This window comes from Streptomyces sp. NPDC015346 (assembly GCF_043078785.1).
Lineage (GTDB): Bacteria > Actinomycetota > Actinomycetes > Streptomycetales > Streptomycetaceae > Streptomyces.
In genome coordinates this window covers 214,609-231,269 of record NZ_JBIBTW010000010.1, presented here as the reverse complement: position 1 = coordinate 231,269, position 16,661 = coordinate 214,609, and the positions used below count along the sequence as shown (strand labels likewise).

Below are 16,661 nucleotides of genomic sequence, written 5' to 3'. Positions count from 1 at the left end.
CCTCTCGGGCTTTCCTCCGGGCTTTTCCCTTCGGTCTTTCGTGTTTCCAGCTTAGCAGATCCGTTTTCCGTTTCCGCCACCCGCTGGAGCGGGCTGCCGGTCTGTTCTTCGCTTTCGCGTTTCCCTTTCCGGCGGTTCCAACTCTATCAGATCCTTTCGGGCCTGATTCCCAGTCAGCGGGAGTTGTCTTTCCGGCTGTTGGGCCGTTCCGACGAGTGAGACTTTAGCGGATTCCGTGCCCCCGACGCTAATCGGGCGCTCACGTTCAAACCTTCGAACGTGGATTCCTCATTTCGCAAAAACACGCGGAAAGCACGACGACACGATGAAGCGTCGTCAGCTCCTGATGGTTCTTGCGGAATCGCTGTCCGGGGCCGACCGGGGTCGGTGCTCACGTCGGACAACTCGGAGAACACTACGGACGCGTTAATCCCGTGTCAACCCCGGGCCCTGGGCGTACGCTCTGCGTATGACTACGCACGCGTGCACCCTTCGGTGGTGGGCCGCCTGACGGCGGCCTGAGACACGCATGCGCTCAGCGGTCGCCCCTCGGCGGCCGTTCGTGTTTCCCCCTCCGGGAGCCGGCCGTCGGGTCGGCGGCCGCTCCTCACAGGCAACGCAGGAGCAGGAGAGGGAGAGGACGCACGATGAAGCGGATCTTCAGTGGGGTCAAGCCGACCGGGCATCTGACGCTGGGCAACTACCTCGGGGCCGTACGGCGGTGGGTCGAGGAGGATCAGCACCACTCCGACGCGCTGTTCAGCGTCGTCGATCTGCACGCGCTGACGGTGGAGCACGATCCGGCGCGGGTGCGGCGGCTCAGTCGGCAGGCGGCGACGCTGCTGCTCGCGGCGGGGCTCGATCCGAAGCTGTGCACCGTCTTCGTACAGAGTCATGTGGACGAGCACGCCCGGCTCTCGTATCTGCTGGAGTGCACGGCCACGGACGGCGAGCTGCGGCGGATGATCCAGTACAAGGAGAAGAGCGCTCGGGCGCGGGCCGCCGGGGAGAGTGTGCGGCTGTCGCTGCTGACGTATCCGGTGCTGATGGCGGCGGACATCCTGGCCTACGGGACCGAGGAGGTTCCCGTGGGTGACGACCAGACGCAGCATGTGGAGCTGACCCGGGATCTGGCCGTGCGGTTCAACCAGCGGTACGGGCATGTGTTCACCGTGCCGAAGGCGACGCACCCGGTGGTGGCGGCTCGCGTCATGGATCTGCAGGACCCCGGATCGAAGATGGGGAAGTCGCACGCGAACGGGGCCGGGATCGTCTATCTGCTGGACGACGCCGAGACCGTACGGCGGAAGATCATGCGGGCGGTGACGGACAGCGGGCGGGATGTGACGTACGACCGGGAGGCCAGTCCGGGTGTGGCGAATCTGCTCGATCTGCTGGCCGCCGCGACGGGTGGGAACCCGGAGGCGCTGGCCGGTGTATATGAGTCGTACGGATCTTTGAAGAAGGACACGGCGGAGGCGGTGGTCGAATTGCTGAGGCCGGTCCGGGAGCGGCATGCGGAGCTGGCGGCGGATCCGGGACATGTGGATCAGGTGCTACGGGACGGGGCCGAGCGGGCCCGGGGGATGGCGCGGCCCTTGGTGGACCGGGCCTATCGGGCGATCGGGTTGTTGCCGGCGGGGTGACGGTCAGCCGTTGCCGGAGGCGAGTTCGCGGCTGCGGTCGCGGGCTGCCTCCAGGGCGGCGATGAGGGCGGCCCGGACGCCGTGGTTCTCCAGTTCGCGGATGGCGCTGATGGTGGTGCCGGCAGGGGAGGTGACGGCTTCGCGGAGCTTGACCGGGTGTTCGCCGCTGTCGCGGAGCATCACGGCGGCGCCGATGGCGGCCTGGACGATCAGGTCGTGGGCCTGGGCGCGGGGCAGGCCGAGGAGGATGCCGGCGTCGGTCATGGCCTCGACGAGGAAGTAGAAGTAGGCCGGGCCGGAGCCGGAGAGGGCGGTGGCGGCGTCCTGCTGGGACTCGGGGACGCGGAGGGTCTTGCCGACGCCGCCGAAGATCTCCTCGGCGTGGACGAGGTGCTCGGGGGTGGCGTGGCTGCCGCCGGAGATCACGGACATGCCCTCGTCGACGAGGACGGGGGTGTTGGGCATGACGCGGACGACGGGGGTGCCGGCGGTGAGGCGGTCCTCGATGAAGGAGGTGGGGATGCCGGCGGCGGCGCTGATGACCAGGCGGTCGGCGGTGACGTGGGGGGCGAGTTCGTCGAGGAGACGGCCCATGTCCTGGGGCTTCACGGCGAGGATGAGGGTGTCGGCGCGCTTGGCGGCCTCGGCGTTGCTGACGGCCTCGACGCCGTAGCGGGCGCGCAGTTCCTCGGCTCGTTCGGTGCGGCGGGCGGTGACCAGGAGGTGGGTGGGGCTCCAGCCGGCCCGGATCATGCCGCTCAGGAGCGCTTCACCGATCTTGCCGGTGCCGAGGACTGCGACGGTCTGCGTCATGGCTCTGTTCACCTCGCCGTGGAATGCGTATGTGTCGCCATCCTCGCACCGTGGGGCTTCGCTCGGGACGGGTGTCCGAGGGGCGGTCACGGGGTGCGGCGGCGGAGGGTGGCGGCGCCGAGGGTGAGGACGAGCAGGGCGCAGCCGGCGACGACGAGGGCGTCGCGGACGAAGGCACCGGTGATGTCGGCGTGGCGGAGGACTTCGTTCATGCCGTCGACGGCGTACGACATGGGCAGCGCGTCGGAGATCGATTCGAGGACGGGCTGCATCCGGTCGCGCGGGGTGAACAGGCCGCAGAGCAGCAGCTGGGGGAAGATCACGGCCGGCATGAACTGGACGGCCTGGAACTCGGAGGCGGCGAAGGCGGAGACGAAGAGGCCGAGTGCGGTGCCGAGCAGGGCGTCGAGGAGGGCGACGAGGAGGAGCAGCCAGGGGGAGCCGACGACGTCGAGGCCGAGGAGCCAGAGGGCGAGGCCGGTGGCGAGGGCGGACTGGACGACGGCGAGGAGGCCGAAGGCGAGGGCGTAGCCGGCGATGAGGTCGCCCTTGGCGAGGGGCATGGCGAGCAGGCGTTCCAGGGTGCCGGAGGTGCGCTCGCGCAGGGTGGCGATCGAGGTCACCAGGAACATCGTGATGAGCGGGAAGATGCCGAGCAGCGAGGCGCCGATGTTGTCGAAGGTGCGGGGGCTTCCGTCGAAGACGTACCGGAGCAGGATGAGCATCAGGCACGGGACGAGGATCATCAGGGCGATCGAGCGGGGGTCGTGGCGCAGCTGGCGCAGGACGCGGGCGGCGGTGGCGAGGGTGCGGGCGCCGTTCATCGCTGGGACTCCTCAAGGGGTGCTGCCGCCGCGCGGGCGTCGGCGGCGTCGACGAGGTGGAGGAAGGCGTCGACGAGGTGGAGGAAGGCGTCCTCGACGGTGGGGGTGTCGTTGCGGCGCCGGAGGGCTTCGGGGGTGTCGTCGGCGAGGATCTCGCCTTCGCGCATGAGGAGCAGGCGGTGGCAGCGTTCGGCCTCGTCCATGACGTGGGAGGAGACGAGGAGCGTGGCGCCGCGGTCGGCGGCGATGCGGTGGAAGAGGTTCCACAGGTCGCGGCGGAGGACGGGGTCGAGGCCGACGGTCGGCTCGTCGAGGACGAGGAGCTCCGGGGTGCCGAGGAGGGCGACGGCGAGCGAGACGCGGCTGCGCTGGCCGCCGGAGAGTCGGCCGGCGAGGGCGTCGGCGTGCGGGGCGAGGTCGACGTCGTGGAGGGCCCGGTCGACGGCGGTGCGGCGGTCTTCGCGGTGGGCGCGGCCGGGGAGGAGGACGGCGGCGAAGTAGTCGAGGTTCTGGCGGACGGTGAGGTCGTCGTAGACGGACGGGGCCTGGGTGACGTAGCCGATGCGGGAGCGCAGGGCCGCGTCGCCGGCGGGGCGGCCGAGGACGTCGAGTGTGCCGGTGACCTTGGCCTGGGTGCCGACGATCGCGCGCATCAGGGTGGATTTGCCGCAGCCGGAGGGGCCGAGGAGTCCGGTGATCCGGCCCGGGGGGACGGCGAAGTCGAGGCTGCGCAGGACGGTGCGGTCGCCTCGGACGACGGTGAGGCCGTGGGCGAGGATCGCGGCCGGCGTGGCACTCTCCGAGTAATTCACCATGTGATGAATAATGCGCTCGGCGGGTGGGGTCGTCAAGCACCCCCGCGTGCCGGCTCGGCCAGGTGGGGGTGCGGTACTTCGGTGAAGGGGGTGCTTGGGCGGCTGGGGTGGCTACCTGCGCTTGGGCCTCTTGCGGGCGGCCGGGTTGCCCGCCCGGGAGCCGCGGCGCTTCTCGTACCGGGCGCGGGCCGTCTCGTACTCGGCGCGGCGCAGCTTCTCGCCGGGCGCCTCGACGAGGCAGCGGAAGAAGTAGGCGAGGAGGGAGCCGATGAAACCGATCATCTTGAGGCTGTGCAGCGAGTCCTCGCGGGCCGGGTCCTCGGGGCGGCGGACGAAGCCCTCCCAGGTCTTGCGGAAGGCGATGGCGCTGCAGATCGCGAACATGACGACCACGAGGAGGTTGACGAAGCCGCCGACCTCGGCGACCTCGAGGCCCTGGTAGGCGAACCGGAGCAGGAAGCACCCGGCCGCCGCGGCGACGAGCGCGCCGGCCGCGAGGCCGGCGCGGCGCAGTCCGTAGTGGCCGCTGTGGTCGACCCAGGTCGTGCCGAAGAAGCGGATCTCCTCGGGCAGCGGGCCGGCGGGGGTACCGCCGGCCGCGGCCTCGGGCTTGGGCTCGGGCTTGGCCTTGGCGGTCTGGTCGTCGTCGCTCACGAGGTCGATTATCCCCGGGGCGGCGGGAAGCGGGTCAGCCGCAGCGCTTGGCGACGTAGCCGTCGCTGCCGGTGTTCACATAGGCGTCGGAGACGAATTCGCCCGAGGCGATGTTGTCCCAGACGTTCGTGGTGCCGTACGGGCCGGTGATCCACTCGCCCGGCGTCTGGCAGTAGATCGGCACGCGGACGTCCAGGCCCAGCGTCCGCACGATGCGGTACTGCGTGCCCGGGCCCGAGCGGACGTTGACGCGGTATCCCGGCGCGACGGGGTAGCGCGCCACGCTCATCGTGGTCACCCCGTCCAGCTCCGCCGGCTCCGCGACCGCCGCCGATTCGCTCGCTTCTTCGACTGCCCTGTCCACGCCCATGGCGTCCTCCCCCGTTTGGCGCAAAAGCGCTCCGCTGCGGTTCACTCTCCGCGACGCGCAGGCTAGCAAGCCCCACCGACATCGCGTACGCCATCGACTAGGCTCCGTGCGTCGCGCACGCGCGCGAACTCAACGGGGAACCACACGGGGGTGGGCGATGCCGCCGTTGCGCAGAACCGGTGCCGACCGGGAAGCCGAAGAGCCCGAGTACGCGGGCGAGTACCGCCTTCAGGCCTGTCTCGGCGCGGGCGGCATGGGTGTGGTGCATCTGGCCACCTCGGCCTCCGGGCTGCGGCTCGCCGTCAAGGTGGTGCACGGACAGTACGCCGAGGACCCGGAGTTCAGGGCCCGTTTCCGCCAGGAGGTGGCCGCCGCCCGCCGGGTGAGCGGCGCCTTCACCGCACCCGTCGTGGACGCCGACCCCGATGCCGTACGCCCCTGGATGGCGACCCTCTACGTCCCCGGCCCCACCCTCGCCGACCAGGTGAAGCGGAACGGGCCGCTCTCCCCCGCCGAACTGCGCCGGCTGACGGCCGGACTCGCGGAGGCGCTGCGCGACATCCATCGGGCCGGCGTCGTCCACCGCGACCTCAAGCCGAGCAACGTGCTGCTCACCGACACCGGACCGAAGGTCATCGACTTCGGCATCTCGCGACCGGTGGACAGCGATCTGCACACCGAGACGGGGAAATTGATCGGGTCGCCGCCCTTCATGGCGCCCGAGCAGTTCCAGCGGCCCCGCGAGGTGGGCCCCGCGGCGGACGTGTTCGCGCTCGGGTCCGTACTGGTGCACGCGGCGACCGGGCACGGGCCGTTCGACTCCGACAGCCCGTACATCGTCGCGTACCAGGTCGTGCACGACGAACCCGATCTGTCGGGGGTCCCCGCCGAGCTCGCTCCGCTCGTCGCGCGCTGTCTCGCCAAGGAACCGGCGGACCGCCCGACCCCGGCCGAGATCATGGCGGCGCTACTGCCGCCCTCGTACGAGGCGGCGGCGTTCATACCCGCGCAGCGGCGCCCCCTCGTCCTGCCCGAGCCGCCTTCCGGGCCGTCGGGATCCTGGGACGCGGACACGCCCGTGCGGGCCCCGGCGCCCCGCCCCCGACGCCGACGGCGGCTCCGCCCCTGGGCCCTGGCCGCCGCCGCACTCGTCGTCCTCACGGCCGGCGGGGCCGTCGCGCTGCTGAGTGCGGGAGGCGCCAAGACCCCCTCGCCCGCTCCTCGCCCCGCCGAGGCGGCCGCGGCCTTCGCCGCCTGGGAGACCAGCTTGCGGAAGGGCGGAGAAACCGTCGCCCCGGCCTGCACCGCCACCGCCGACGCGCTGTACTGCTCCGCCCGGGGCGTCGTGCTCACCCGGATCGACCCCGCGACCGGCCGGGTGCTCTGGTCGCGCCCCGCGGCGGCCGGGGGCCTGCTCGTCCCGCCCCCCGTACCCTCCGGCCGTGTGGTGAGCGCCGTCGACGCCGACGGGACCCTGCGGGCCTTCACGGCGGACGACGGCGCTCCCGTCTGGGACACCGGCGGCGCCGATCACCAGGAAGGCGCCAGCCCGGCCGACGACACACTCCTCTTCCCGACCTCCTCCACGGAGGTCAGGGCCGTCGACGCCGCGACCGGACAGCAGCGTTGGCGCCGCCCGCTGCGCGGCTTCACCGCTCCCCGCTTCGGCCCCTACGACCCGGAGTCGGGCCTCGTACCGGTCTTCGAGACCACGGGCGGCGGAGGCGGCACGACGCTCGGCGCCCTGCGGCCACGGACCGGCGACATCGTCTGGCGGCAGCGGCTCCAGGGCGACCTCGTCCCCGTGGGGACGGGCTCGGACGGCGCCCTCTTCCTGCGCTCGACGAACGCCGACTCGCAGACCGACGCCGTCGTCCGCTTCGACCCCGCCGACCGCTCCGTGCGCCGCGTCGCCCTGCCGTACCGGCTCGACGATCCGAAGATCGCCGTACGCGGCACCGTCGTCCATCTCCTCGACGTCTCCGGCCGCCTCACCGCCCTCGACACCGCCGCCCCGCGCGGGCGCGTCCTGTGGGAGCTGGAGACCGCGGCCGGGAACGTGTCCGCGCCCGTCCTCGGGGACGGGGGGCGGCTGTACCTGTCCGCGGCCGACGGACGCCTGCTCGCCATCGACACCGTACGTGGCGCGCTGATCGGGCAGACCGAGCCGCGGCTCGGGGACGGCAGGCTCGGGTACGCCGCGACCGTGCCCGCGCCCGTCGTCCTCGGGGGGCGGGTGTTCGGGACCGCGCCCGACGGGTCCGTGTTCGCCGTGGACGGGCGGGACCCCGGGGGCTGGTGAATCGGGGGCCGGTGAGCCGAGGGGCGCGGGCGTGGGCGCGAGCGTCAGGCGCACGCGAACGAGAGCGGGGAGTGAGCGTCGAGCTCACTCCCCGCGTCGTCGAGCCGATCGCCGCCCGGCTCAGCCGAGCTTGCTCACGTCCCGGACCGCGCCCTTGTCGGCGCTCGTCGCCATCGCCGCGTACGCCCGCAGCGCCGCCGAGACCTTGCGCTGACGGTTCTTCGGGGCGTAGACGCCGCCCAGTGCCTCGCGACGGGCCGCCAGCGTCTCCTCGTCGACGAGGAGCTCGATCGAGCGGCTCGGGATGTCGATACGGATCCGGTCGCCGTCCTCCACCAGCGCGATCGTGCCGCCGGACGCCGCCTCCGGCGACGCGTGACCGATCGACAGACCCGACGTACCGCCGGAGAAGCGGCCGTCCGTCACCAGCGCGCAGGTCTTGCCCAGGCCGCGGCCCTTGAGGAAGGAGGTCGGGTAGAGCATCTCCTGCATGCCGGGGCCGCCGCGCGGGCCCTCGTAGCGGATGACGACCACGTCGCCGTCCTTGACCTGCTTGTTCAGGATCTTCTCGACGGCCTCGTCCTGCGACTCGCAGACGACGGCCGGGCCCTCGAAGGTCCAGATCGACTCGTCGACACCGGCCGTCTTCACGACGCAGCCGTCGACGGCGAGGTTGCCGCGCAGCACCGCGAGCCCGCCGTCCTTCGAGTACGCGTGGGCCGCGTCGCGGATGCAGCCGCCGGCCGCGTCCGTGTCGAGGGTGTCCCAGCGCTCGGACTGGGAGAAGGCGGTCGCGGAGCGGACGCAGCCGGGGGCGGCGTGCCACAGCTCGACGGCCTCGTCCGACGGGGAGCCGCCGCGCACGTCCCAGGTCTCCAGCCACTCCTTGATAGAGCGGGAGTGGACGGTGTGGACGTCCTCGTTCAGGAGCCCGGCGCGGTACAGCTCGCCCAGGATGGCGGGGATGCCGCCGGCGCGGTGCACGTCCTCCATGTAGTACGTGCCGCCGGGCGCCACGTTCGGGGCGACCTTGGCCAGGCACGGCACGCGGCGCGAGACCGCGTCCATGTCGGACAGGCCGTACTCCAGCTCGGCCTCCTGCGCTGCGGCGAGCAGGTGCAGGATCGTGTTGGTGGAGCCGCCCATGGCGATGTCGAGAGCCATGGCGTTGTCGAAGGCCGCGCGGGTGGCGATGGAGCGCGGCAGGACGGAGGCGTCGTCCTCGTCGTAGTAGCGCCGGGTGATGTCGACGACCGTGCGGGCCGCGTTCTCGTACAGCCCCTTGCGGGCGGTGTGGGTGGCGAGGACCGAGCCGTTGCCGGGGAGGGAGAGGCCGATGGCCTCGGTCAGGCAGTTCATCGAGTTGGCGGTGAACATGCCGGAACACGAGCCGCAGGTCGGGCAGGCGTTCTCCTCGATACGGAGCATGTCCGCGTCGGAGATCTTGTCGTTGACCGCCTCCGACATCGCGTCGACCAGGTCGAGCGTACGGACCGTGCCGTCGACCAGCGTCGCCTTGCCGGACTCCATGGGGCCGCCGGAGACGAAGACCGTCGGGATGTTGAGGCGCAGGGCGGCCATCAGCATGCCGGGGGTGATCTTGTCGCAGTTCGAGATGCAGATCAGGGCGTCGGCGCAGTGCGCCTCGACCATGTACTCCACGCTGTCCGCGATCAGGTCGCGGGAGGGCAGGGAGTACAGCATGCCGCCGTGGCCCATCGCGATGCCGTCGTCGACGGCGATCGTGTTGAACTCGCGGGGGATGGCCCCGGCGGCCGTGATGGCCTCGGAGACGATCCGGCCGACCGGCTGGAGGTGGGTGTGGCCGGGGACGAACTCGGTGAAGGAGTTGGCGACGGCGATGATCGGCTTCCGGCCGATGTCCGCGCCAGGTACACCGGAGGCGCGCATAAGGGCGCGTGCGCCCGCCATGTTGCGGCCGTGGGTGACAGTGCGGGACCTCAGCTCGGGCATCGTCGCTCGCTCCTCGTGATGGGTGTGCTTGCCTTCGAGCGTACGCCGACGCTCCAAGATCTGGACAGTGTGTCCGTATGACGGACGGGATGTTCAGCTTTCGGTCACCTGGCGGCTTCGGTAACCGGCTTCGGTGACGCGTCCGACCGTGCGGCCGTGCGGCCGGTCAGGCCTCTGTCAGATAGCGCTGGAGGGTCGGGGCCACCAGCGCCACGATCTCCTCCGGGTCCGCCGAGGCCAGCGGCTCCACCTGGACGACGTACCGCAGGATCGCGATCCCGACCATGTGCGACGCGGCCAGCTCGGCGCGGAACTGCGGATCTGGTACGTCGAGGTCCGCCGCCACCCGCTCCAGGAGCCGTCGCAGCACGAAGCCGCGCAGCACCTTCGCCGCCGCCTCATGGGTGAGCGCGGAGCGGATGATCGCGAGGAGGGGTGCCCGGGTCGCGGGGTTCTCCCAGATGTCGATCACATAGCGGGCCAGGCGTTCGCCCACGTCCTCGGTAGGACCGCCGACGATCGCCGGGACGACGAGCGCGGGCTCGAAGGAGACCTCGATCGCCGCGGCGAAGACCTCGTCCTTCGTACCGAAGTAATGGTGCACCAGCGCGGCGTCGACACCGGCCGCCTTGGCGATGCCACGGACCGAGGTCTTGTCGTAGCCGCGCTCGGCGAACTGGGCGCGGGCCGCCTCCAGGATCCGCTCGCGCGCGCCGGGTCCGCTGCCCTCGGCGGTACGGGACGGGCGGCCGCGCCGGCGCGGGGCCGGGTCGGTCATGACCGGCGCATCCGCGTGGTCCGCGAGGTCCGCGAGGCCGACGCCAGGTGCAGCCGGGTGAAGGCCAGGGCCTCGGCCAGGTCGGCCTCGCGTTCGGCCGCCGACATCGCGCGCCGGGTGTTGACCTCGATGACGACGTGGCCGTCGAAACCGGTGAGCGCCAGGCGCTCCAGGAGCTCGGCACAGGGCTGGTTGCCGCGTCCCGGCACCAGGTGCTCGTCCTTCGCCGAGCCCCTGCCGTCGGCGAGGTGGACGTGGCCGAGGCGGTCGCCCATGCGATCGATCATGGCGAGGGCGTCGGTGCGGGCGGTGGCGGTGTGGGAGAGGTCGACCGTGAAGTGGCGGTAGTCGTCCTTGGTGACGTCCCACTCGGGGGCGTACGCGAGCATCTCGCGGTCCTTGTACCGCCAGGGGTACATGTTCTCGACGGCGAAGCGGACGTCCGTCTCGTCGGCCATCCGCCAGATTCCGGTGACGAAGTCGCGGGCGTACTGGCGCTGCCAGCGGAACGGCGGGTGGACGACGACGGTGGAGGCGCCGAGCTTCTCGGCGGCCGCCTGGGCGCGCTGGAGCTTGACCCACGGGTCGGTGGACCAGACGCGCTGGGTGATGAGGAGGCAGGGCGCGTGGACGGCGAGGATCGGGACCTGGTGGTAGTCCGAGAGGCGGCGCAGGGCCTCGATGTCCTGGCTGACGGGATCGGTCCACACCATGATCTCGACGCCGTCGTACCCGAGGCGCGCGGCGATCTCGAAGGCCGTCGCCGTCGACTCCGGATAGACCGAGGCCGTCGACAGGGCGACCTTCGCATCCGGGATGCGCACCACTGGTTCTGCCACGAAGGACAGGGTACGGGGCGGGCCGGTGGCCCGGGGAGGTGGATCCGGTCACTCCGGCCACACGGCGGCCCCCCGTCCCGGGGCTTGCGCGTACTTGTTCCGGGCTTCGCCGCCTGCCGGTCCGGGGCTTTCCGGGGCGCCGCTCCGGGCCTTCCGGGGCCCTTTCCGGGGCCCTTTCCGGGGCTGGACCGCGCGGAAGGGCCGGCCGAAGGGCCGGCGGAAAGACCGTCCGGGCGGACTACTCCTCCGGGAGGTGGTCCAGGCGGCGCAGGATCACGCCCTCGCGCAGTGCCCAGGGGCAGATCTCCAGTTCGTCGACGCCGAAGAGGTCCATCGCGCCCTCGGCCACCAGGGCGCCCGCGAGGAGCTGAGGGGCCCGGCCCTCCGAGACCCCGGGGAGGCCGGCTCGCTGGTCGGCCGTCATCACGGCGAGCTTGGGGACCCACTCCTCCAGGGACTTGCGGGTGAGGCCGCGCTGGACGTAGAGGCCCTCCCCCGAGCCGGGCGCCCCGGCGATCCGGGCGAGCTGCTTGAAGGTCTTGGACGTGGCCACGACGTGGTCGGGCTTCCCGAAGCGGGTGAACTCGCCGACCGTCCGGGCGATCTGGGCGCGTACATGGCGACGCAGCGCCCGTACGTCCGCCGCGTCGGCCGGGTCGCCGGGCAGCCAGCCCGAGGTCAGCCGTCCCGCGCCGAGAGGGAGCGAGACCGCCGCGTCCGGCTCCTCGTCTATGCCGTACGCGATCTCCAGGGAGCCGCCGCCGATGTCGAGGACCAGGAGCTTGCCTGCGGACCAGCCGAACCAGCGGCGGGCGGCGAGGAAGGTGAGCCGGGCCTCCTCCTCGCCGGTGAGGACCTGGAGGTCGACGCCGGTCTCGTCCTTGACCCGGGCCAGGACGGCGTCGGCGTTCGTGGCCTCGCGCACCGCCGAGGTCGCGAACGGCAGCACTTCCTCGCAGCCCTTGTCCTCGGCGGCCTGGAGGGCGCCGTCGACCGTCGCGATGAGCCGCTCGACCCCGGCGGGGGCGATGGCACCCCGCTCGTCGAGGAGCTCCGCGAGGCGCAGCTCCGCCTTGTGGGAGTGGGCGGGCAGCGGGCGGGCGCCGGGGTGGGCGTCCACCACCAGCAGGTGCACCGTGTTCGAACCGACGTCGAGGACTCCGAGTCTCATGGGCGGAACGCTACTGCTCCCCCGCGCATACGCTGGGGGTGTGCCAAAGACGAAAAAGGCGAAGCCGGGCAAAGACAGCGCCGCCAAGGCTCTCAAGCCGCCGAAGAAGCTGAGCAGGGCCCTCGGTCAGGCCGAACAGGCAGAACAGGCCGAGCCGGACGAGAAGGGGCTGGACTTTCCGCGCGCATGGGTCGAGTTCCCCGACCCGGCCGACGACGAGCAGGTCTTCCGCTGCGACCTGACCTGGCTCACCTCCCGCTGGTCCTGCGTCTTCGGCAGCGGCTGCCAGGGCATCCAGGCGGGCCGTGCCGACGACGGCTGCTGCACGCTCGGCGCCCACTTCTCCGACGAGGACGACGAGAAGCGGGTCGCCTCGCACGTGGCGCGGCTCACACCGGAGCTGTGGCAGTTCCACGACGTCGGTACGGAGACCGGCTGGACGCAGGTCGACGAGGACGGCGACCGGCAGACCCGCCGCTGGGAGGGCTCCTGCATCTTCCAGAACCGGCCTGGCTTCGCGGGCGGTGCCGGCTGCTCGCTGCACATCCTGGCCCTCAGGGATGGGAAGGAGCCGCTGGAGACCAAGCCGGACGTCTGCTGGCAGCTGCCGGTGCGCCGGACGTACGACTGGATCGAGCGGCCCGACGACACCAAGGTGCTCCAGGTGTCGATCGGCGAGTACGACCGGCGCGGCTGGGGCCCGGGCGGGCACGACCTGCACTGGTGGTGCACGTCGGCGACCTCGGCGCACGGCGCCGGTGAGCCGGTGTACGTGACGTACCGGCCCGAGCTGACGGAGCTGATGGGCAAGGCGGCGTACGACGTGCTGGTGGAGCTGTGCGAGGCCCGGCTGGCCACCCAGCTGCCGCTGGTGGCCCCGCACCCGGCCGACCCGGTCCGCTAGCACCGGGTCTTACGGGCCTTCTTACGGGGCCTTCTTACGGACGGTCTTACGGGCGTTCTTACGACGAGGGTGGCGGGGACTCCGGGGTGCTCGGGCTTCCCGGGTCGGTCGTCGTCGGCGGCGGCTCGTCCGTCGTCGGGGGCGGGGTCGTCGGGTCCGTGGACGGCGGGGTCGTCGGGTCCGTCGTCGGCGGCGGCTCCTCGGTCGTCGGCGGCGGGGTCGTCGGGTCCGTGGTGGGCGGGGTCGTCGGGTCGGTGGTCGTCGGCGGCGGCTGCTCCGTCGTGGGCGGCGGCGTGGTCGTTCCGTACCCGTCGATCCGCACCACCGCGCCCGAGGGATTGACCCCGATCCGGGCCGACCAGGCGCCCGCGGGCTCGTGGTCGTGGTCCACGGAGACCCGGACCGTCACGGACTCGCCCGGCCGCAGGGTGCCGGAGGCCTGGCTCACGTACAGCCAGGGCGCGTCCGTCCACAGCGACCAGGCGACCGGGGAGCCGCCGGAGGCGGTGAGGGTGAGGAACGTCGTGTCGCCGTCGCCCTGCGCGGCGACCGTGATCCGGCCGGCGCCCGGCTGCCCGGGCAGCGACGGGCCGACCGGTCCGCCGGGGCTGATCACCTCGACGGAGACGTCCGGGGACCGGCTGCCCTGGGTGAAGCGCGGGTCCGGGGTGGTGCGGGCGTTGCCCGCGATGTCGTAGCGGTCGTACGGGGTGCCGTCGAGGCCCGTCGGCTCGTCCGCCTCGCGGGCGGTGACGGGGGCGCCCTCGCGGCCCTCGCCGGTCATCGGTCCGCCGCGGTACGAGGCCCACAGGGCGATCACCGGTGCCGCGACCACGGCCGCCACGACGGTGGTCGTCACCGCACGGGTCCGCATCCGGTCGCGGCGGGCCGCGTGGTCCTTGGGGTCCATCGGGAATCCGGCGGGACCGAAGCGCGGGGCGCCGCCACGCGCGCGTGGGGCGTGCAGCATCGCCACGTACGCGGCCGCGCGGGGCGCCGCGACCAGCGGGAGCCGGCCGGGGGCGACCGTCGTCGCGCCGGGCCACGGGCCGCCCGCGCCGGCGCGCTCGGCGGCCCGCCGGCAGCGGGGGCAGTCGTCGACGTGGCGGACCAGTTCGGCGCGCAGGGTCGCGGAGAGAAGGACCTGGTGGTCGCCGGTGAGCCGGGCGACGGTGGGGCAGTTGCCGGTCTCGACGACGGCGAGGGCGGCCCGGGTCCGCTCCACCTCGCAGGCGGCCGAGGCGAGCAGTTCGCGCGCGGCGAGGGGGTCCAGGGAGAGCACGGCGGCCACTTCGCGGTGGCCGAGGCCGTGGCGGACGGCCAGCTCCAGCGCCTCGCGCTGCTCGGGGCTGGTGCCCGCGGCCTCCGGCCACGCCAGCAGCGCCAGTTCGGCGCGGCGGCGCTCGGCGACCTCCTCGGAGACGCGGGGCGGCTCCGGCGCGGCGACGGCCGGGCGGCCGGTGTGGGCCCCCTGCCGCTTGCGGCGCTGCTCTCCCAGACTGCGCAGACAGGCCCAGCGCGCGAGGGCGTAGAGCCATGCCGTGCGGCCGTTCTCGTCGGCCGGGCAGCGGCCCTGGTGGCGTTCGGCGACGGCGAGGACGTCGCCGAGCACGGCGGTCGCCGTGTCGTGGTCGCAGAGCACGGAGAGGCAGTAGGTGAACAGGCCGTCCAGATGGGCCTCGTAGCGGGCGGGCGGGTGCTGACCGAGGGTCCGTGACCCGTCGTCGCTACGGCGGTGCGTCGCCCGGTGCGCCCGGTGTGCGCCGGTGGTGTTCGTGGGGGATTCCAGCCTGCTGCTCGTCACTGGGCGACCGTAGGCAAGTCGGCGGGGAGTCTTCGTACCGCTTGCACACTTTTAATCCTTACGGGTGAAGGTATCGCTCGAAAGGGGACAGGAACCCGGCATTCCGCTGCCGGGGGACAGGGTGAGCGACGGGCGCCGGACCGGTTGTCAGTGGTGGCCGCTACGGTTCGGTCCATGGCTGCCCGTACGAAATCCGCCAAGGACCGGCCGTCCTACCGCTGCACCGAATGCGGTTGGACGACCGCCAAATGGCTCGGCCGTTGCCCCGAGTGCCAAGCGTGGGGGACGGTCGAGGAGTACGGCGCGCCCGCCGTCCGCACCACCGCCGCCGGCCGCGTCTCCACCGCCGCGCTCCCCATCGGCCAGGTCGACGGCCGCCAGGCCACCGCCCGCAGCACAGGCGTCGACGAACTCGACCGCGTCCTCGGCGGCGGGCTGGTGCCGGGCGCGGTCGTGCTGCTCGCGGGCGAGCCCGGCGTCGGCAAGTCCACACTGCTGCTCGACGTCGCCGCGAAGGCCGCCAGCGACGAGCACCGCACGCTGTACGTCACGGGCGAGGAGTCCGCGAGCCAGGTCCGGATGCGCGCCGACCGGATCAAGGCGCTCAGCGACCACCTCTATCTGGCCGCCGAGACGGACCTCTCCGCCGTCCTCGGTCACCTCGACGCCGTGAAGCCCTCGCTCCTGATCATGGACTCGGTGCAGACCGTCGCCTCCCCCGAGATCGACGGCGCGCCGGGCGGCATGGCCCAGGTCAGGGAGGTCGCCGGAGCCCTGATCCGCGCCTCCAAGGAGCGCGGCATGGCCACCCTCCTCGTCGGCCACGTGACCAAGGACGGGGCCATCGCCGGACCGCGCCTTCTGGAGCACCTGGTCGATGTGGTCCTCTCCTTCGAGGGCGACCGGCACGCGCGGCTGCGGCTGGTTCGCGGGGTGAAGAACCGGTACGGAGCGACGGACGAGGTCGGCTGCTTCGAGCTGCACGACGAGGGGATCACCGGGCTGGCCGACCCGTCCGGCCTGTTCCTGACCCGGCGTGACGTGGCCGTCCCGGGGACCTGCCTGACGGTGACGCTAGAGGGCCGCAGGCCGCTCGTGGCCGAGGTGCAGGCGCTGACGGTCGACTCGCAGATCCCGTCGCCGCGGCGGACCACCTCGGGTCTGGAGACCTCCCGGGTCTCGATGATGCTGGCCGTCCTGGAGCAGCGCGGCCGGATCACCGCGCTCGGCAAGCGGGACATCTACTCGGCGACGGTCGGCGGAGTGAAGCTCTCCGAGCCGGCCGCCGACCTGGCGATCGCGCTCGCCCTGGCCTCGGCGGCCAGCGACACCCCGCTGCCGAAGAACCTGGTGGCGATCGGTGAGGTCGGCCTCGCGGGCGAGGTCCGCCGGGTCACGGGCGTGCAGCGCCGCCTGGCGGAGGCGCACCGGCTCGGCTTCACCCACGCCCTGGTGCCGACCGACCCGGGCCGGGTGCCGGCGGGCATGAAGGTGACGGAGGTCGCTGACATGGGGGACGCGCTCAGGGTGCTCCCGAGAAGCAGAAGGGCCCCGGCGGCCAAGGCCGACGACGACCGGTGAGGGCCGTGCGTGCCCGCACCGCGGACGTCGCAGGGGCGTCAGCGGGATCCCCCGGTACGCCGCCCGACGGGCCCCGGCGTGGGTCGGTCGTGGCGGTGGCGGCGCCCCCGCGCGCCGGGGGAACGGAGACGTTGCACGCCCTGGGACGGCGCCCCCGCACGCCGTCCGGCGGGGACACCGCGCGCC

The 16,661-nt window shown here is 72.7% G+C and carries 15 protein-coding genes; 5 read left to right on the top strand and 10 right to left on the bottom strand.

The window, feature by feature from the left end; genetic code table 11:
* Both ACF06X_RS31090 and trpS read left to right on the top strand, forming a co-directional pair.
* On the top strand, window positions 1-219 hold a 219-nt coding region (locus tag ACF06X_RS31090; protein WP_392290627.1), incomplete at its 5' end, for a hypothetical protein.
* A gap of 428 nt (window positions 220-647) precedes the next feature.
* The gene (trpS, locus tag ACF06X_RS31085) at window positions 648-1,646 is read left to right on the top strand and encodes a tryptophan--tRNA ligase (RefSeq protein WP_392290626.1); all 999 of its coding nucleotides are present in this window, start codon (window positions 648-650) and stop codon (window positions 1,644-1,646) included.
* A gap of 3 nt (window positions 1,647-1,649) precedes the next feature.
* On the opposite strand, the gene proC is transcribed toward trpS, so the two are convergent.
* From proC to ACF06X_RS31060, 5 genes are all read right to left on the bottom strand, one after another.
* Window positions 1,650-2,459, bottom strand: coding sequence for a pyrroline-5-carboxylate reductase (proC, locus tag ACF06X_RS31080; RefSeq protein WP_392290625.1), 810 nt, complete (start codon window positions 2,457-2,459; stop codon window positions 1,650-1,652).
* An 86-nt stretch (window positions 2,460-2,545) separates the two neighbouring features.
* Window positions 2,546-3,283 carry an ABC transporter permease gene (locus ACF06X_RS31075; RefSeq protein ID WP_392290624.1) on the bottom strand — a complete coding sequence of 246 codons (738 nt, stop codon included), beginning with the start codon at window positions 3,281-3,283 and terminating at the stop codon, window positions 2,546-2,548.
* The gene (locus ACF06X_RS31070; RefSeq protein WP_392290623.1) at window positions 3,280-4,098 is read right to left on the bottom strand and encodes an ABC transporter ATP-binding protein; all 819 of its coding nucleotides are present in this window, start codon (window positions 4,096-4,098) and stop codon (window positions 3,280-3,282) included. Before ACF06X_RS31070 ends, ACF06X_RS31075 begins: the two co-directional genes overlap by 4 nt.
* Before the next feature lie 111 nt (window positions 4,099-4,209).
* Entirely contained in the window at window positions 4,210-4,752 is a 543-nt protein-coding gene (locus ACF06X_RS31065; RefSeq protein ID WP_392290622.1) for a hypothetical protein, read from the bottom strand.
* Between the two features lie 34 nt (window positions 4,753-4,786).
* Window positions 4,787-5,122: an SH3 domain-containing protein gene (locus ACF06X_RS31060; protein WP_392290621.1), complete on the bottom strand. Its 336-nt coding sequence runs from the start codon at window positions 5,120-5,122 to the stop codon at window positions 4,787-4,789.
* 157 nt (window positions 5,123-5,279) lie between these two features.
* Here ACF06X_RS31060 and ACF06X_RS31055 point away from each other — a divergent pair, with 157 nt between their 5' ends.
* The gene (locus tag ACF06X_RS31055; RefSeq protein ID WP_392290620.1) at window positions 5,280-7,424 is read left to right on the top strand and encodes a PQQ-binding-like beta-propeller repeat protein; all 2,145 of its coding nucleotides are present in this window, start codon (window positions 5,280-5,282) and stop codon (window positions 7,422-7,424) included.
* Between the two features lie 120 nt (window positions 7,425-7,544).
* Here ACF06X_RS31055 and ilvD read toward each other — a convergent pair whose 3' ends face one another.
* The 4 genes from ilvD to ACF06X_RS31035 all read right to left on the bottom strand — a co-directional run bounded on the left by ilvD (window position 7,545) and on the right by ACF06X_RS31035 (window position 12,186).
* Entirely contained in the window at window positions 7,545-9,398 is a 1,854-nt protein-coding gene (ilvD, locus tag ACF06X_RS31050; RefSeq protein WP_392290619.1) for a dihydroxy-acid dehydratase, read from the bottom strand.
* A 166-nt stretch (window positions 9,399-9,564) separates the two neighbouring features.
* The gene (locus tag ACF06X_RS31045; RefSeq protein WP_392290618.1) at window positions 9,565-10,176 is read right to left on the bottom strand and encodes a TetR family transcriptional regulator; all 612 of its coding nucleotides are present in this window, start codon (window positions 10,174-10,176) and stop codon (window positions 9,565-9,567) included.
* Window positions 10,173-11,015, bottom strand: coding sequence for a sugar phosphate isomerase/epimerase family protein (locus ACF06X_RS31040; RefSeq protein ID WP_392290617.1), 843 nt, complete (start codon window positions 11,013-11,015; stop codon window positions 10,173-10,175). The genes ACF06X_RS31045 and ACF06X_RS31040 overlap by 4 nt, the downstream gene beginning before the upstream one ends.
* A 238-nt stretch (window positions 11,016-11,253) precedes the next feature.
* Window positions 11,254-12,186 (bottom strand): Ppx/GppA family phosphatase, encoded by a 933-nt coding sequence (locus ACF06X_RS31035; protein WP_392290616.1) that lies wholly within the window; start codon window positions 12,184-12,186, stop codon window positions 11,254-11,256.
* Window positions 12,187-12,226: 40 nt separating this feature from the next.
* On the opposite strand from ACF06X_RS31035, the gene ACF06X_RS31030 reads away from it, so the two are divergent.
* The gene (locus tag ACF06X_RS31030) at window positions 12,227-13,090 is read left to right on the top strand and encodes a hypothetical protein (protein ID WP_392290615.1); all 864 of its coding nucleotides are present in this window, start codon (window positions 12,227-12,229) and stop codon (window positions 13,088-13,090) included.
* Window positions 13,091-13,148: 58 nt separating this feature from the next.
* On the opposite strand, the gene ACF06X_RS31025 is transcribed toward ACF06X_RS31030, so the two are convergent.
* On the bottom strand, window positions 13,149-14,894 hold the full coding sequence (locus tag ACF06X_RS31025) for a hypothetical protein (RefSeq protein WP_392290614.1): 1,746 nt from the start codon (window positions 14,892-14,894) through the stop codon (window positions 13,149-13,151).
* Window positions 14,895-15,068: 174 nt separating this feature from the next.
* Between ACF06X_RS31025 and radA the strand changes: the two genes are divergently transcribed.
* The gene (radA, locus tag ACF06X_RS31020; protein ID WP_392290613.1) at window positions 15,069-16,475 is read left to right on the top strand and encodes a DNA repair protein RadA; all 1,407 of its coding nucleotides are present in this window, start codon (window positions 15,069-15,071) and stop codon (window positions 16,473-16,475) included.
* The last annotated feature ends 186 nt before the right edge of the window (window positions 16,476-16,661 follow it).

Excerpts from the sequence above, each read along its gene's own strand:
- trpS (WP_392290626.1), top strand. The coding sequence starts at position 648 with ATGAAGCGGATCTTCAGTGGGGTCAAGCCGACCGGGCATCTGACGCTG.
- ACF06X_RS31060 (WP_392290621.1), bottom strand. The coding sequence starts at position 5,122 with ATGGGCGTGGACAGGGCAGTCGAAGAAGCGAGCGAATCGGCGGCGGTC.
- ACF06X_RS31070 (WP_392290623.1), bottom strand. The coding sequence starts at position 4,098 with ATGGTGAATTACTCGGAGAGTGCCACGCCGGCCGCGATCCTCGCCCAC.
- ilvD (WP_392290619.1), bottom strand. The coding sequence starts at position 9,398 with ATGCCCGAGCTGAGGTCCCGCACTGTCACCCACGGCCGCAACATGGCG.
- radA (WP_392290613.1), top strand. The coding sequence starts at position 15,069 with ATGGCTGCCCGTACGAAATCCGCCAAGGACCGGCCGTCCTACCGCTGC.
- proC (WP_392290625.1), bottom strand. The coding sequence starts at position 2,459 with ATGACGCAGACCGTCGCAGTCCTCGGCACCGGCAAGATCGGTGAAGCG.
- ACF06X_RS31055 (WP_392290620.1), top strand. The coding sequence starts at position 5,280 with ATGCCGCCGTTGCGCAGAACCGGTGCCGACCGGGAAGCCGAAGAGCCC.
- ACF06X_RS31075 (WP_392290624.1), bottom strand. The coding sequence starts at position 3,283 with ATGAACGGCGCCCGCACCCTCGCCACCGCCGCCCGCGTCCTGCGCCAG.
- ACF06X_RS31045 (WP_392290618.1), bottom strand. The coding sequence starts at position 10,176 with ATGACCGACCCGGCCCCGCGCCGGCGCGGCCGCCCGTCCCGTACCGCC.
- ACF06X_RS31035 (WP_392290616.1), bottom strand. The coding sequence starts at position 12,186 with ATGAGACTCGGAGTCCTCGACGTCGGTTCGAACACGGTGCACCTGCTG.